14 protein-coding genes and 1 pseudogene are annotated in these 15,055 nt (G+C 59.8%); 3 read left to right on the forward strand and 12 right to left on the reverse strand.

Annotation, left to right across the window (positions count from 1 at the left end; all coding sequences use genetic code 11):
• Window positions 1–25 precede the first annotated feature (25 nt).
• From NNZ72_RS01510 to NNZ72_RS01545, 8 genes are all read right to left on the reverse strand, one after another.
• Window positions 26–283, reverse strand: coding sequence for an ATP-binding cassette domain-containing protein (locus NNZ72_RS01510; protein WP_257311656.1), 258 nt, complete (start codon window positions 281–283; stop codon window positions 26–28).
• On the reverse strand, window positions 283–1,302 hold the full coding sequence (locus NNZ72_RS01515; protein WP_257311659.1) for a FecCD family ABC transporter permease: 1,020 nt from the start codon (window positions 1,300–1,302) through the stop codon (window positions 283–285). The genes NNZ72_RS01510 and NNZ72_RS01515 overlap by 1 nt, the downstream gene beginning before the upstream one ends.
• A gap of 79 nt (window positions 1,303–1,381) precedes the next feature.
• On the reverse strand, window positions 1,382–3,568 hold the full coding sequence (locus NNZ72_RS01520) for a TonB-dependent receptor (protein WP_257311661.1): 2,187 nt from the start codon (window positions 3,566–3,568) through the stop codon (window positions 1,382–1,384).
• Window positions 3,565–3,753: a hypothetical protein gene (locus tag NNZ72_RS01525; protein WP_257311664.1), complete on the reverse strand. Its 189-nt coding sequence runs from the start codon at window positions 3,751–3,753 to the stop codon at window positions 3,565–3,567. Before NNZ72_RS01525 ends, NNZ72_RS01520 begins: the two co-directional genes overlap by 4 nt.
• The gene (locus tag NNZ72_RS01530) at window positions 3,750–5,501 is read right to left on the reverse strand and encodes an ABC transporter ATP-binding protein (RefSeq protein ID WP_257311667.1); all 1,752 of its coding nucleotides are present in this window, start codon (window positions 5,499–5,501) and stop codon (window positions 3,750–3,752) included. The genes NNZ72_RS01525 and NNZ72_RS01530 overlap by 4 nt, the downstream gene beginning before the upstream one ends.
• Window positions 5,498–7,294, reverse strand: a complete 1,797-nt coding sequence (locus NNZ72_RS01535) for an ABC transporter ATP-binding protein (protein ID WP_257311670.1) — start codon at window positions 7,292–7,294, stop codon at window positions 5,498–5,500. The genes NNZ72_RS01530 and NNZ72_RS01535 overlap by 4 nt, the downstream gene beginning before the upstream one ends.
• A gap of 199 nt (window positions 7,295–7,493) precedes the next feature.
• Window positions 7,494–7,766 (reverse strand): hypothetical protein, encoded by a 273-nt coding sequence (locus tag NNZ72_RS01540; protein WP_257311673.1) that lies wholly within the window; start codon window positions 7,764–7,766, stop codon window positions 7,494–7,496.
• Between the two features lie 122 nt (window positions 7,767–7,888).
• Entirely contained in the window at window positions 7,889–8,518 is a 630-nt protein-coding gene (locus NNZ72_RS01545) for a pyridoxamine 5'-phosphate oxidase family protein (protein WP_257311676.1), read from the reverse strand.
• A 289-nt stretch (window positions 8,519–8,807) separates the two neighbouring features.
• On the opposite strand from NNZ72_RS01545, the gene NNZ72_RS01550 reads away from it, so the two are divergent.
• Together NNZ72_RS01550 and NNZ72_RS01555 are read left to right on the forward strand one after the other, a co-directional pair.
• Window positions 8,808–9,671 (forward strand): penicillin-binding transpeptidase domain-containing protein, encoded by an 864-nt coding sequence (locus tag NNZ72_RS01550; protein WP_257312442.1) that lies wholly within the window; start codon window positions 8,808–8,810, stop codon window positions 9,669–9,671.
• 20 nt (window positions 9,672–9,691) lie between these two features.
• Entirely contained in the window at window positions 9,692–10,411 is a 720-nt protein-coding gene (locus NNZ72_RS01555) for a DNA alkylation repair protein (protein ID WP_257311678.1), read from the forward strand.
• A 21-nt stretch (window positions 10,412–10,432) separates the two neighbouring features.
• Here the strand turns inward: NNZ72_RS01555 and NNZ72_RS01560 are convergent, their stop codons facing one another.
• On the reverse strand, window positions 10,433–11,449 hold the full coding sequence (locus NNZ72_RS01560) for a pyridoxal-phosphate dependent enzyme (RefSeq protein WP_257311682.1): 1,017 nt from the start codon (window positions 11,447–11,449) through the stop codon (window positions 10,433–10,435).
• An 86-nt stretch (window positions 11,450–11,535) separates the two neighbouring features.
• Window positions 11,536–12,009, reverse strand: a complete 474-nt coding sequence (locus tag NNZ72_RS01565) for an Lrp/AsnC family transcriptional regulator (RefSeq protein ID WP_257311685.1) — start codon at window positions 12,007–12,009, stop codon at window positions 11,536–11,538.
• 155 nt (window positions 12,010–12,164) lie between these two features.
• Between NNZ72_RS01565 and NNZ72_RS01570 the strand changes: the two genes are divergently transcribed.
• On the forward strand, window positions 12,165–12,785 hold the full coding sequence (locus tag NNZ72_RS01570; protein ID WP_257311688.1) for a glutathione S-transferase family protein: 621 nt from the start codon (window positions 12,165–12,167) through the stop codon (window positions 12,783–12,785).
• A 53-nt stretch (window positions 12,786–12,838) separates the two neighbouring features.
• Here the strand turns inward: NNZ72_RS01570 and NNZ72_RS01575 are convergent, their stop codons facing one another.
• Both NNZ72_RS01575 and NNZ72_RS25480 read right to left on the reverse strand, forming a co-directional pair.
• Entirely contained in the window at window positions 12,839–14,071 is a 1,233-nt protein-coding gene (locus NNZ72_RS01575) for a DUF3363 domain-containing protein (RefSeq protein ID WP_371747680.1), read from the reverse strand.
• 165 nt (window positions 14,072–14,236) lie between these two features.
• Window positions 14,237–14,701: pseudogene (locus NNZ72_RS25480) on the reverse strand (relaxase/mobilization nuclease domain-containing protein); the annotation flags it as partial.
• Between the last annotated feature and the right edge of the window lie 354 nt (window positions 14,702–15,055).

Consider the following 15,055-nt stretch of genomic DNA (forward strand, 5'->3'; position numbering starts at 1 on the left):
TCTTGCTTGTCATAGACCCTACTTCTCACGAATTGGGGTCTCCGGAAAAGCCGGGCCGGTTCAGAGTTCCGGTTAGTTGCGGGACATATCCGATTTTCGAAGGGCCTGAACGTTTGCCCTCAAACAATGTTTGAAGTCCGGCAATCGCCCGCAGCAACGTCGTCTTGCCGCGCCCGTTCGGTCCCAAAAGCGCGATGCAGGTGAGGTCATCGATTTTCAATGTCAGATTGCGGAATATCCACCTTTGGCCAAAGCGGACGCCGGCATCGCTCAGCTGCAACATTAGACAATTCCCTTGCCCATCAGGGCTTTGCGAAGCATCCAGGCTATGAATGGAGCGCCAATGAGGGCAGTCAGCACTCCTACCGGAATCTCACCGGGCGTTGCGCTGCGTGCCACCGTGTCCACGGCGCAGAGATAGCTCGCGCCCAACAGGCAGGAGGCCGGAAGCAGGATTCGATGATCGTGCCCCACTAGGAATCGTGCGGCATGGGGGATGACAATGCCAACCCAGCCGACAATTCCAGCGACGGAAACAATCGCTGCGGCGATCAATGCAACCGAGATGAAGACCAGCCAGCGGTCGCGTTCGACAGGAATGCCGAGCGTGCGGGCCTCTTCTTCGCCCAGACAAAGAGCGTTGATGCGAAACCGCATCAGCCAAAGCACGACACACCCGAGGAACACCGCGGGCGAAGCTATTCCCACCTGGTCCCAGCTTGCTGAGGCAAAGCTCCCCATAAGCCAGAACGTGATCGCGGGAAGAGAGTTGTGAGGATCGGCGAAGAGCTGTGTCACCGATACAAGCGCCATGAAGAACGCGCCGACGATCACGCCGGCGAGAATGACACTCGTCGGAGCGCTTCCACCTTCCACGCGAGCAATGGCCCCAACGATCAGGAGCGCGATCATGCCGGATGTGAATGCACCTCCGATCATCAGCAAGCCCGGAAGACTTAGCAGTATCGCTATCGCTCCACCGAAAGCCGCGCCTGCAGAAACGCCCAGCATTTCGGGAGCTGCAAGTGGGTTTCGGAAGATGCCCTGCAACGCGGCCCCGGCGACTGCCAGGCCAGCACCGCAAAGGGCAGCCAGCAGAACTCGTGGTCCACGGACAAGCGTGACTATGCGCTCGTCCATCGCGGTCCAGGATATGCTTTCATCTATGCCGGGAGGCAGCAGCCCCGCACCGACGGACTTGTCGAACACAATCCGAAGAGCCGTCGTAGGTGAGATGGAATATTGGCCAGCGCCAACGCCCGCCAACATGACGGCGAGGAGGACCACACCCAAAACAGCCAAGATGACCGCCCTCCGCTCGGCAGCGGGCGCACCGACATCAATCGAGGAGCCAACCGAAGCGAGAGGTTGCACCACGCGATCAGAACCGCACACTTGCGCCGACTCCGATCGTTCGTCCAGTTCCCACCCTTACGAAATCCGCGCCTGGTCCGTAGGACCCAGCCCCCGCGATATACCGTTCGTCAAACAGATTGTTGCCGAAGACATAGACGCTGGCGCCGTCATTTTCCCAACCCAGGCGAGCATTGACGATGCCGTAGGACGGCATGCGGACCGCGTTGCTGACGTCGGCCGAGCGCGCCCCCACGAACTGATACGAAGCATTGCCGAAGATCTCACCCTGCGCCAAACCGATAGCGGCGGCGTCCGCCCGATACTCGGCACCGATGTTTGCCGTGAGCCTGGGTACGTTCGGAACATCGTTGCCCGATATGGCCCCCACGCTGTTCCCAACTGAGATATTTTTCAGGCGGGCAATCGTGTATCCAAGGCCGCCAGATAGAGTCAGGTTTGGCGTAATTTCGGCCCGAACCTCAAGCTCACCGCCGTAGGTCTCGTAGTCGAACGCGGTCGTTACATAGGCGAACCGGGATGCGTCGAATGCAAGTAGATGGCCATCTTTTACGTCATTATAGAAGATAGATGCATTTATAGCCACTCGGTCATCGAGCAGCCTCGACTTCACGCCCGCTTCATAGCTCCAACTGGTCGACGTTGGAAACAGGGGCTCGTCGCTTCCCGTGGGAATATTGTAAGGTGTCCATGAGGTGCCGCCCGTCACCGCGCCCCGACTGACGCTTGCGTAGACAGCCGCCTGCTCTGTCCAGTCATAGCTCAGCCCCACTCGGCCGGTGAGATATGTGTCGGAAAAACGAGCGTCCTGAATATAATCCGACACCGTACCGGGCGCCCCGCTCCCAAAATATCGATATCGGGCGTCCTTGTTTTCATGGGTCAGGCGAAGCCCAGTCAGCAGATTGAGGCGATCCACGAGGGGCATTGCCGCATCTGCGAAGGCCGAATAGCTGGAAAGGCGAAACGCGTTATCCTGCCAGCCACTGTAGAAGGCGAAGGTCGGATCGATCACACTTGTTCCGTCCGTGACGGTATCGAATCGTGATTGATAAGTGTTCATCCCGACCGTCCATTGGAAAGGATCATCCTCGAAGGCGGATAGCCGGACTTCATGGAAGAAGCTGGTTTCTAGCAGGTTCGAGATGGTGACGTCTTCGTTGGGGCTATCGAGCGACTCCTCTGGGTACCCAAAGGAATCAAGGATCAGGCCGTCAGTGAGATCGAGAACCTGATCTGTTGTCGTCCTTGCGATGCTGGAAATCGATGCAAATCGGAATCGGTCGAAGTCATGATCGAAGTGCAGCGACACGCCGAGGTTCTCACGTTCAAAGCTATTGCGGGGATTGAGGCCCGAACAGGGAAAGCAATCGGCATCGCGCGATATGAACAGCGGAATAGTATCGTCGTTGCGCCCATAGTTGAAGGTCAGCAAGCCGTTGGTGCCGGCATCGGGCGCGAAGAGCAGCGAACCCCGAGCAGCGCCCACGCGAACCTCGCCATCATTTCCGCCTAGCACGACATTGGGGATGTCGCCGCTACGGCTTGAATATTGGAGCGCCAGCCTGCCGGCCAGAACCTCGTCTATCAACGGAGCATTTGCGATGATTTCGCCCAGATGCCACCCATCGTTGCCCAGTTCTCCGCGCAGCAGTAATTCCGTGTCGAATGAGGGGCGGTTGGGATGATAGTCCACCGAGCCAGCCTGCGACGCCCTGCCACCGGTGTTCCCCTGTGGGCCGCGCGTCACCGTGACCGCTTCGAGGTCCAAGATGGTAGGGGGAAGACCAAACGCTGATTGCGGCACGCCGCCGACGTTGAACGTTACCGATGTATCAAATGGCGATCGCACGAATAACGAGCCTACGCCTCGTATGACGCCCGTATTGGTGTAAGGTCCTCCGGACTCCACCAGATTGAAATTGGGTGTCCGCCTCGCCACACCCTGATTGGGATCGACCGGGGAGATTTCCTGCAACGCTTGCCCATCAATCACCGAGTTGCTCTCTGGCGCGTCAAATGCATCCGCTGCCGCGGATCTGCCTTCAATGATGATTGTATCGAGCAGATAGGGTTCTTGGTCCTCCAGCGCCTGGGCCGGTGAGGCGGTGGGCATGTACGCCAGACACAGAGCAATGGATGCGGACACGGACGATGTGCCGATGCGACGTTGGGAGCGCGTGGCGATGCTCATGCCTGTTCCGCCTCCCGGTGTTCGATACTCGCGGGACGCAGATGAACCACCACATCGACGGCGGCGATCTCATAATCCCGCGGTACAGCGGCTATGTGCATCCGCAATCTAGTGTCAGAGATGGCAAGGTTGTTGTGGTCGGACTTCATCGTGACGCGTGCACGCATTTCCTTGAAAATCGTCATTGGCTCGAGCCTTCCGCGGCTTCGATGCGCCAAGAACGGGCACGTTCATATTGGGAGAACAGCCGGGCAAACACGCCGCCTGATTGGCGCAAATGCGTCGGTGAGCCGATTTCGACGACACGTCCCTTGTCGAGCGCAATCACCTGGTCGGCCGCCGCCAGTGTGACTGGCCGGTGAGCGATCACGATCACCGTTCTACGGCCGTCGCTGGAGAGGTTAGCTATCGCCTCGGCCACGGCACGCTCGTTTTCCGGGTCCAGCGCCGAACTGGCCTCGTCTATAAGGACGATACTTGCCTGCTTGAGGAAGGCTCGAGCGATCGATACGCGTTGGCGCTCCCCGCCTGAGAGCTGGGCGCCGCCTTCACCGACGCGTGTCTGCCAACCGTGCGGAAGCCGCCCGACGACTTCGTCGAGCCGCGCAGCGCGGGCAGCAGCGGCGAACTCCTCCTCCGTCGCTTCAGGACAAGCGATGCGAAGGTTCTCCTCAATCGTCGTGTCGAACAGGTAGACGTCCTGGAAGACGATAGCGATTTCTTCCATCAGAGCTGTGCTGTCGAGTTGGCGCAGATCATGCCCGCCGATGCGGATCGTGCCGCTATCGACGTCATGGAAACGTGCGATAAGCCGCGTGACCGTCGTCTTTCCCGAACCGGAAGGTCCGACTAGAGCCGTCATCGTGCCCGGCGCGCAGTCGAACGAGACCTTTTCGAGTGCGGGAGCATCGCTATAGCCGAACGTCACATCCTCAAAGCTGATTGAAGCATCTTTGATATGACAAACAGGCTTCGGTGCTTCTGGAAGCGGCTTGGTGTCGAGTATCGACCGGACGCGCGCAACCGCATTATCCATGGCCCGAAGGGCGCCAATCAACTCGATCTGGATACCCAGCGGCTCCATGAACCGCACCGCCAGGATTAACAGGACAACTGCATCGGCTAAGCCGATCTCGCCCGAAGTCAGCAGCCAGGCACCGAGCAGCAAAATGGCGGTGAAACCCAGCGTGACGGTCCCGGTATAGGTCAGATCCGGCACCATCGATTTACGGAGACCTTCACGATAGACGTCGCGGTGCGCATCGAGGGCGCTTTGCATGCGGGCGCTGCCGCTTTCCGCTTGTCCCGCTGCGCGCAGCACGATCTGGGCCTGTCCCAGTTCGATAGCGCGTCCGGCCAACTCCGTTGATGCCGCGTCGAGTTCCTCGTCGGCCTTGGACGCAATGTCTCCCGCACGCTTCAGCGTGAGGAAGGCCAGCGGCGCGATCGCGGCAAAAATGAGCGCCATCCGCCAGTCGATGAAGAAACTGATGATAATGATTGAAAGCGGAACGATGGTCGCTGTGATTGCGGGCGAGCCGAGTTCGACGGCGAGGTGGCCGATCGCCGTCGTGTCCACGGTAACAGCTCGCGACAAGCGAGCCTTCTGATCGGGCGTGAACCATCCGAGTGGCAGGCGCGTCACATGCTCCATAACGCGATGACGCAGGGTGTCGCCCAGTTCGATGCTCGCGGCAAAGCCGACGGGCGTCGCAATCGCGCTTAACAGCCAGTAGACGATCAGGCAAACCGCACCAAAGGTCAGCCAAGACCCTGCGGCACCAAAATCCGGCTGCGGTTGCAGAAGAGCGTGAAAGATCGGAATGAGGAGGGCAAGCAACATGCCCTGCACGAGCGCGCGTAGCGCTGTAAGAATCCCGAGCCGGTAGACCAAAGCGGGATTGGAGCCGAGACGGAAAAGATTGAGGATCATTGGACTGCTCCTTTCTCCTGAGCCAGCCACATCCGGGCGTAGAGTCCTCCCTTTTCGACAAGCTGGTCATGATCGCCCTGTTCAACCAGGCGGCCACTTTCCAGAACCAGGATTTGATCGGCGCTCCTGATCGTGTGGAGACGGTGGGCGATCACCAGCACCGTTTTGCCGCGCGCAAGTTCGGCCAAGGCTTCCTGCACGGCTGTTTCACTGTCTGGATCGAGGGCGGACGTCGCTTCGTCGAGGATCACGATCGGCGCACCGGAGAGTATCGCACGCGCAATAGTCAGCCTCTGCCGTTCACCGCCAGAAAGTCCCGCACCATCGCCGAGATAGGTGTCGTATCCTTGCGCCATGCGCTCGATAACATCATGAATGCGTGCAGCCTTGGCAGCGACCATAACTTCATCCAGACTGGCTTGCGGCCGAGCGACCCGGATGTTTTCAAGGACGGTATCGCGCAGCAGGATGACGTCCTGGAACACCAGCGACATCGATGACAGCAGCTTGGAGTTCGGTATCGAGCGGATGTTGATGCCACCGATACGAATTGCGCCTTTCGTCACGTCATGGAATCGCGGGACTAAGTTGGCGAGCGTGCTCTTGCCCGCCCCCGATGGTCCGACCAGCGCCGTGACGGTCCCCGGCCGGCAGACTGCCGAGAGATCTTCGATTACGTTGTTAGAACCGTCATACGAAAAGCTTACGCCGGAGAACTCAATATCGAATGCCGAGGGGAGTTGTGGCTGCTGCGCTTCCGGCAATCCGTCACGTTGCAGGATTGCCTCGACATTTCCGCCCGCCATCCGCCCCTTCCTCAGCCCCTGAGACCCTTGAATCGCGGGAGAAACTGCGGTGGGCAGACCAATGCCCACGGCGAGAAACGGCAGCAGGTCGGCCATCGTCAGCATGTCACGCTGGACCATCCATAAACCGACAGCCGCGACTACGCCCAAAAGCGTCATTTCGGAGGAAAGGATGCGCGCGAAGGCCGAGCTGTAGCGGGTTTCGCCGAACCAGGCGCGCATGGCGGCCGAGTTTTCGCAAACGGCATCGTTGAAACGCTTGAGGATCCGCCCACCGGTTCCGAAGGTTTTCACGACCGTGATGCCGTCAGCATATTCGACACTGGCGGCGCTGACCTTCTGCTCGGTCTCGAACAGCCGCGCCATATGCGTAGTCATCGACCGCATCGCGACACGATAGGCCACGTAAAGCAGCAGCAGCGTCGCCGCGACGACCAGCGCCATTCGCCAGTCCACCCAGGCGAGGTAGGCGAGACCGACGACGATTGCCGTCGTGGCGCCGATGATCTCGCCGAGCGCATGGGCGATAATCTGGTGCATGGCCTCCAGATCATCGGTCATCACCTTCTTGATCGCGCCCGAACCCGAGGCACGGAACCACCCGATCGGCAGAACGGCGAGATGAGCAATGAGCTTGCCACGAATATCATGCAGAAGCTGTGCATCCGCGTAGTGGCCAAGGCGAGAGGACGCGAACAGCAGGATCAGCCGTGCGAACGCTCCGGCAACTCCAATCCCGACCCAGACCCAGACTGTTGTGGCGGCCTGCGACAAATCCGGCGCCGCCAGCGCAGCCCGCCCAATCTCCGCTATCGCGATGTATGGCAGCAGCCCCGCCGCAGCGCCGAAGGCAGACAATGTCGAGCAGATGGCAAGCTTTGGGATGATAGGTCGAAACAACCGACTGAGCGGTCCCGCCTGTATCAACTGCTCATACGAATGTGTCTCGTTCGAGGGGCCCGTTCTCGCAACTGCCACTTCCGTCATATTCGTTTCCTCTTCGCATTTCGCGACGAGGTGGCCGAGCACATGAATCTGACGGGTAAACCGACAGCATCGATAACCTGACCATCGTCGTCAAGTTCTGGTACTCTGAATAATGACCAAGAGTCAATGACTATTAGTCATTTAATAGTCGCAGATATCCCGTTTTCCGAGAATGGACTTCGCAAAGGGGAGGTCGTGATCAGTCGCAGCGGAATGGTAGGAACGTACCGCCAACGTCACCGTTCATCGTGCCGAGCGTCAACGCGTTGGCGACGGCGAGGTCGTGTTCTGACTTCGGGCAGACCTCGATCCGTTCAAGGCAATGGGCGGCGATGAAGCGCTCATTCTGGTGAACAAACCCGTCGCTTAGAGCACCTGGCCCAAAATGCGCGAGCATGTCGCGCCAAGTCTCTTCGTAGAAGCGACATTTCGCCAGTTGCCATGCAGTGGGCGTCTCGTTTGCGCTGGCCAATACCGGTTTCAACACTACGATCAACGCAGTGCATAGTAGCGACTGCAGGATCCATGATCTCAGTCCGATAGTTTCGCGCGCTTGTGAAGCGACGGTCTCTGACGACGTATGGTTTGATAGCATTAGTACAATGTAGATTTCAGACGGGCTGGCAACTCGATATCGTATCGCTCTCCGTCGATTTCGTTCGCGGACAGCGCACTCAGGATAGCGCCCGCACTCGGAAGAGCGGTGCGCTCCACATGCGTTTCCGAATCCCACAATTTCGAACGGAGCAGCGCTCGACTACACTGAAAAAACACGCGCTCAACGAGAATACGCAGGACAGTCCGAGGCTTCCGGCCGTCCAAGGCAAAGCGTTCCAGTAGGTCCGGATCAATCATCACCTCAGCCCGACCTTTCACACGTATAGTCTCTCTTATCCCAGGGATCAGGAACAACAGAGATATGCGAGGGTCAGAAATGATGTTCCGGAGACTGTCGATCCGGTTGTTGCCTCGCCGGTCCGGCATGAGAAGCGTATTGGGATCCAGCACCTCGACCAGATGGCCGGCGGGATCCCCCCTGGGTGAGGTTTCAAGTCCGTTCGGCCCCGACGTCGCCAGGACAGCAAAGGGCGCGCGCTCGATGAACGGTCGATAGACCTCATGGATATGATCGGCTTCCTTCACCAGCGAAGCCGGCGCAGGAACGCCATACACAGCATTCAGCTGCTCTTCCGTTTCAAGCCGGCATTCCTTCATATCCATCATTTTCTGTCTTCCAGCGATCTCAAACTTTGGTCTTGACGCAGTTATGACCTGAAGTCATTGACTGATCGTCATAGGAGTGCCTTATGAGATATGCAAGCATTGGAAACGCATGACACTGACATCCAAGAACACTCTCGTTGCGAGCGGGACTCGGGGCGCCGGCCGCGGCATCGCCGTGGAACTCGGTGCCGCCGGGCGACGCCAAGGCTACCGGCTATCGCTAAGTCCTAGCCAAACTGCCTCGCGACAAATCCACCATCAACGTACTCACTTGACGGAATACTATTCAATGACTGCTGAGACCGCCCTTTCCCTTCGTTCGCTTTCGATATCGGCAGGGGCCGCGGCTTCTCTCTTCCTGACTGCCCCAAGCTTCGCTGCCGAACCTCTGCACATCGATTTGGCGCCTTATGCTGCGGAGACGGAAGGCTTGAAATTATCATTCTTCGCTCGCGATCTGCGGACCGGAGCCGAATACATTCTGGAAGGAAGCGATCTCGAGAAACGCCACACTCCCTTCTCGACGTTCAAGATACCGAACCTCGTCATCGCACTGGAAACCGGCGTAGCGCCATCGCTGCAAGAATGGCGCGAGTGGGATGAAGCGCTGCGCCCCGCCGCAGGCCACTGGCCAGATGGCTGGCGCGAGAGCCAAGACCTCGGCACCGCCTTCGAGCGTTCCTCTGTCTGGTATTTTCAGGATCTCGCGCTCGAAATCGGTGGCCCAGCTTATCGGGAGTATCTTTCGAATTGGGGTTACGGCAATGCCGCAGCGCCCGACAAATCCGATGACTTCTGGTTGACCGGGGAGTTGTTGATTTCGCTCCGCGAGCAGGTTGACTATCTCGATGCCCTGGTTTCGGGTGAACTGGATGTGAGTCCGGCGACCTTGGAGGCGCTAGCTACCGCGAGCGGCAGCGGCGAGATCGGCGGTGTCACCCTGCACGGCAAGACAGGTTCGGGGCCGGACGATCCCGCGAACACGAGCGGTTCCTTTTCCGGCTGGTATGCAGGCTATCTGAGCCGCGATGATGCTGCCACGGTGGTCTTCGCCCTTCATGTCGCCGGCCCGTCGTTCCGCTCGATTCGCGATTTTCGTAAGGACTTCGCCATCCGCCTTCTTGGCGATGTAGCCCTGACCAGCACTGAATAAAACAGCTTGGGACTCCAGCGATGAGCATGACGGACACTGCAGAACATTTCGTACAGGAATTGAGGAAGATTGCTGATCCCGCACAGGTGGCGGAAGTAGCTAGATTCTTCGCGGACGGTCCTGAGAAGTCTGACGTGATGGGCGTCAGTATCGGAAAGATTTTCCCGATCGCGAAAAATTTCACCGCCGTTCCCGTCGCTGAAATTGAACGGCTCCTAGATGACCCTCACTATGAGGTTCGGATGGGGGCCGTCGCCATCATGGATTTCCAGGCGCGTTCAAAAAAGACAGACGAAGCGACGCGTGAAGCATTGTTCAACCTCTATCTGCGTCGGCATGACCGCATCAACAACTGGGATCTTGTTGACAGGGCTGCGGCTCACGTCGTCGGCGGCTGGCTCGTCGACAAGCCAAGGGATGTTCTTTACGAACTGGCGCGCTCCGCCGATCCATGGGAGCGGAGGACGGCGATCGTGGCGACATGGTTCTTTATCCGCGCCGGAGATACGGAAGACACGTTCCGAATCTGCGCAATACTTGTTGACGAGCAGCACGAATATGTTTGCAAGGCCATCGGATCCTGGCTGCGAACTGCTGGCGGTGTTCACAACGACCGTTTGATCAGCTTTCTGGACCAATATGCCGGCCGCTTGCCTCGCGTCAGCTTGCGAATGGCAACGGAGAAGCTACCCAAAACCACCCGGGATGCCTTTCTGGCGCGATCGTTAGCTAAAAGGTGAACGCCTCGTGTGCCAAGCTAATCAGCCACGCTCAGTTATGAACAGCAAAACGACGCTATTTGAGGTCAGCCCGCATCGTTCCCGCATTTCGATGTTCTCTGCCACTTCCAGCAATCCAGCCAACCCGCAGGCTCCGGACGGGGTTGTCATGAATCCGGACTCTGCCATGATGCGCGCGGCATCTTCGATGCGGGCCTCGCTGACCGGGACGCCCATGGCATTCTGCCGGCTCAATATGGCCAGCGCGGGAGCTGACGCTTCACCGCATGAGAGCATCTCAGCCCTCGTATGCAGGTCTCCTTTGAAACGCTCGATGCGTCCGATCTCCAGTGCTTGCGCAACGCATGCGGCCTTCGCTGGCTCCACCACCGCCGTCCTCACTGGATCGGCCAGTTTGTCGGCCAGCCCTTTTGTTATCGCTGCCGCCAGACCGCCGACCCCCGCCTGTACGAAAAGGTGGGTAGGAGCGTCTGCGACTGCGGTAAGTTGACGAACCAGTTCTTCCACCAGAATGCGGTATCCGCGCATGACATCACGAACAGCAACATCGTTCGGGTCGGCACTCGTGTCAGGCACGAGCAAACCTTCCTCGCGACTGGCCGCGGCGCGAGCAGCGCGCACTGCGTCATCATAGGTCCCCGACGTCCACGCAATATTCGCACCAAGCGCCTTAATGCGTTCGGCGCGCGCCGCCCCAACGCCTTCGTGAAGAAAGATCGTAGCCGATGCGCCCGCGGTCTGGGCTGCCGCCGCCACGGCCAAGCCGTGGTTCCCATCACTCGCGCAAATCAGCTTAGGTAGTTTCGCGAAACCGGACTGCCGATGGGCTATTTCATCGACACCCACGCCTGTTGCTCGCGCGAGGGCGAGAAGTCCAGCAGTCATCCCTTCAAGAATCTTGAAATTGCCGAAAGGCCGTTCGCCCTCGTCCTTGACCAGAACGCGGCTTACTCCTGTCAGTCGAGCCAGTCCAGGCACATCGTGAAGCGAGGTTGGGTCTAGAAGAATTCCGTGAGGAGTAAAGCCGATTGTCGTCATGAGTCGATCATGCACATTCCCTAAAAGGATTGGCCGCGTTTCTCGCCTCTATGGCGCGGGTAGAAGGCTTGTCGAGCCGGAATTTGCTAACTGACCTCGACCGGCACCGGTATAGCCGACCCCCTTTTCACGAGCCCCAGAGCCACGTTGGTTGTGAAGCGGCGGATGTTTGCATTCTCAGAAACCATCCGCGTCATCAGTACATCGTATGTCTCAGTGTCTGGTGCAGTGACAATCAGGACAAAATCCGCTTCCCCCGTCACATAGAAGGCCTGTTGAACGTGAGGTTCATCGGTAAGCCAGCGCCTGAGTTGGGTCAGCAGTTCGGGACGTTCGCGCTCCACCTGCAGTGCCACAACATAGAATGTCGATCCGCCGATTCGCTTGGGATCGACCATTGCAGTTTCACGCATGATCACGCCCGATGCGCGAAGCCGCTTCAGTCGCCTTTGAATTGCGGAAACGGAAAGGGCGACGCTATCGGAAAGTTGGTCGGCCGTGAGTGAGGCGTCTTCCTGCACCAGGTTCAAGAGCTGACGGTCGAAGTGATCGAGTTCCATGCGCTCCACAGTAAAGAGCGCATGCGGCGTTTAAAAGCGTTGGAACGCGAAGAAGTGCGGTTTCGCCGCATCAACTACCAATATGCGTTGTCATGGGCGCGGTTGGCACAACCATGCGGCCCTTCAGTTGCCGAAGTCATTACCTCGAGAACATCATGAAACTTCTCTATCAAACCCACTCACCGTACGCCCGTAAGGTGTTGGTTTTTGCCCACGAAGCCGGGTTACAACAGAGATTTGCAGTCGAGCATCATGAAACCAGTCCGACAAACGCGAATGCTGACGTCTTCGCGGAAAACCCGCTTGGCAAGGTGCCGGTACTATTGCGCACCGGCTTGCCGCCGCTCTTCGATTCCGATGTGATTTGCGCCTACCTCGACACGCTCCATGAGGGCGATCGTCTTATTCCGGAGGCCGACGAAGCGCGCTGGCGTGCCTTGCGCCTCCAGGCCGTTGCCCAAGGCATGGCGGAAGCAGGGATCGCTATCCGCTGGGAAAGTATTCGCAGGCCCGCGCATCTTCGCTACCCATCGCTTCAGTTCGGTTATGAGCGAAAGCTGGAGCAAAGCTATGCGTGGCTGGACTATGAACTCCACGACAACGAAAGCTCGCATCCGAACATTGGGCATATCGCATTGGCCACGACCCTCGACTGGCTGGTGTTTCGCGACTTGCCAAGCTTCCGCAATCATCGCCGACTGTCAGCATGGTTCGATGCTTTCAACACACGACCTTCCATGATAGCGACGCCATTAAGTGGTGACACCCACGACTGAATAGCGCGAGAAGGGTGATTGCCAGGGTGGCGGAGCACACTCGGGATAGTGGGTTATAAGTTCGGTCCTCTCCTCCGCCCCAACTGCCACGACACCGATCCGCCCTGCACGATGCCCATGACCTCGCGGCCAAGCTGGCGGTCGATGACCGGCCGCCACGGGACAAGCGTGAACTCATGGCTTTTTTCCACCACAGCGAACTTACCGCTGGATAGCTGCACGGTGCCGGTGAACTTGCCGCTGACGCTCTCGCCATCCGGGGCGGCGCGGAACGGCAACGCCTTGCGCTCGGCCATCTCTGCCCCGACGCGGGCAACCTCCCGCTCGCGCAAGGTGGCGAGAAGGCTGCGCCGGTAGAAGATACGGCCGTCCCGGCTCCGGGTGGCGTCGCCCCGCTCGATGTGATGCTCGCGGCGCTGGTCCATGGCCTCGCGCACCTGGTGGCCGAAGCCGACCGGCGCAAGGCCGGTCGTCTCGCCATGGACCAATCGCCGGTCCAGCCAGGTCGCGCCATCCGATCCGATCTGCTTGCCTAGATCGACGGGGGAAAGCACGCGAACGCTGGACTGTCTGTCGCGGCCGGCGACATAGGCGGCGGCGCGGCTGACCAGATCATCGGGGATGCGCCATTGGTCGGCGTCGATCCGCTCGACGATCCCGGCCCGGCGCAGCGCCTCCAGCCGCCGGACATGGGCATCGACATAGCCCTCATAGTCGCCGCCGGGAACGCGGCCCTCGAACTTCGCCTGCTCCAGATGACGGCTCGGCCGATAGATGCCGTCCTCGGCGATGGCGGTGATGGTTCGATCAGACGGCCGGGCTGCCGCTTCTGCCGGGCCGATCTCGATGATGCTGCCGCTGCGAGCGTCCTCCAGCCGCTCCGGCGCGATGCCGGCGATGTGGTGCGTCCAGCCGTCGATGCCGTCCAACACCACGGTCAGGTTCTCACCCAGCTCGTCGGACAGGTGCTTGTCCACGACGCGACCGACGATGGGCGTCTCGGGCGCTCCGTCATGGATTTGGAAACTCATGGGATCGCGTTCGCCGCTCTGTGGGCCGAGCGCCTTCTGCATGGTGCGGATGATGTCGCCGCGCTCGCCCAACTTGCGCAGGGCCGGTGCCATGTCCTTGCTCAACTCCCAAACGGCAGGCGCGTGTTCGGTCGCCAGCCCCATCTTCTCCAGCTTGCCGAGACGGCGCAGGCGCAGCGTCCGCTCGAACTGCCGCCTCGGCTCTGCCGGTTCATGGCGCAGGTCGAGAAAACGGGCATCGGCTTCCTCGGTCATGGCGCGGTCGATCCGCGTGAAGCGATCTTGGTCGATTTCGGCGGACAGCTTGCGGGTCTGCTCGATCTCCGTGACGGGGCCGAGTTCCAGACTGGCAAGCTCGCTGGCGCGCTCGCGCAGGCCGGCGGAAAGGTAGTCGCCATTGATGACTAGATCGCCGCCGTTATCGTCGTGGCCGTTGACGACGATATGCACATGGGGATGGCCGGTGTTGTAGTGATTGACGGCAACCCAATCGAGTTTCGTGCCGAGGTCGGCTTCCACCTGTTTCATGAAATCGCGGGTGTAGGCCGAGAGGTCCAACAGCTCCGTGCCATCCTCCGGGGAGACGATGAACCGGAACTGGTGGCGGTCGTCCTTGCCGCGATCAAGGAAGGCGTCGCCATCCGCGCGGTCCTCGCTCCCTGAATAGAGCCGGCCGCGCTCGCCGTCGCGTGACGTGCCGTCGCGCTGGACATAGCGCAGATGCGCACGGGCACGGCCGCCCTTCCAAGCGGCCCGGACGCTGCGCTGCTTGACGATCACGCGGCGGCTGCCGGGCTGGCGATGATGCCATTGGCCGGAGATATTGCGGGCGCGCACGAAGCTCGCGCCCCGGCCGCGCTTCACACCCTTGCCGCTGGCGACCACGGCACGGGAACGGCCCGGCGATGACGGGCGGGCGAATGACGGCTTGGAAGGGTCGCGGGAGGCTGCCGCCTGATGCTGGCGGGTGATCTTCTTGACCTGCGTGAAAAAGCTCTTGGTCTTGCCCGTCTTCGGCGTGTCGGATCGGATGCGGCCGGGCTTCGGGCGGAAGCGGTTTTCGTCGTCGGCGCTCAAGGGCGCGACTCCAGCCAAAACCGCCGGAAAACGGCCGATCTGCGCCCATGGTGCCGCTCGAAACCCAGCAAAGCCAAGGCTTTGCGAGAAATCGCGGCACGCGGCCCCTCAAAACCATGGTGCCGGAATCGGCCGCCTAACCAGTGTGCAGACAATGATAAT

Origin of the sequence: Shinella pollutisoli (genome assembly GCF_024609765.1) — a bacterium.
GTDB lineage: Bacteria > Pseudomonadota > Alphaproteobacteria > Rhizobiales > Rhizobiaceae > Shinella > Shinella pollutisoli.